The organism is Streptosporangium sp. DT93, assembly GCF_049844535.1.
Classification (GTDB): Bacteria; Actinomycetota; Actinomycetes; order Streptosporangiales; family Streptosporangiaceae; genus Streptosporangium.
The window spans coordinates 1-458 of the sequence record NZ_JBNCLF010000080.1 but is presented as its reverse complement, the minus strand read 5'-3'; the positions used below and the strand labels follow the sequence as shown (position 1 = coordinate 458).

The 458-nt window shown below is 69.7% G+C and carries 1 pseudogene; it reads right to left on the bottom strand.

What is annotated here, in order from left to right:
- Positions 1-458 (bottom strand): annotated as a pseudogene (locus ACLQ2R_RS39570) (DNA-directed RNA polymerase subunit beta); the annotation flags it as partial.

Here is a 458-nt window from a genome sequence, read left to right as displayed (position 1 = left end):
GGCACCGACTGGCGCTGCATGTTCGAGCCCATCAGGGCCCGGTTGGCGTCGTCGTGCTCCAGGAACGGGATCATCGCGGTCGCCACCGACACCATCTGGCGCGGCGACACGTCGATGTAGTCGATCTCCTCGGCACGGGCGATCTCGGTCTCACCGCCCTTGGTGCGGACCAGCACGCGCGCGTCGGCGAACGTGCCGTCGGCGTTGAGCGGGGTGTTGGCCTGCGCCTTGACGTAGCGGTCCTCCTCGTCGGCTGTCAGGTAGTCGACCTGGTCGGTCACCCGGCCCTCGACGACCTTGCGGTAGGGGGTCTCCACGAAGCCGAAGGCGTTGAGGCGGCCGTAGGAGGCCAGCGAGCCGATCAGGCCGATGTTCGGGCCCTCCGGCGTCTCGATCGGGCACATCCGGCCGTAGTGGGAGGGGTGCACGTCGCGGACCTCGAAGCCGGCCCGCTCACG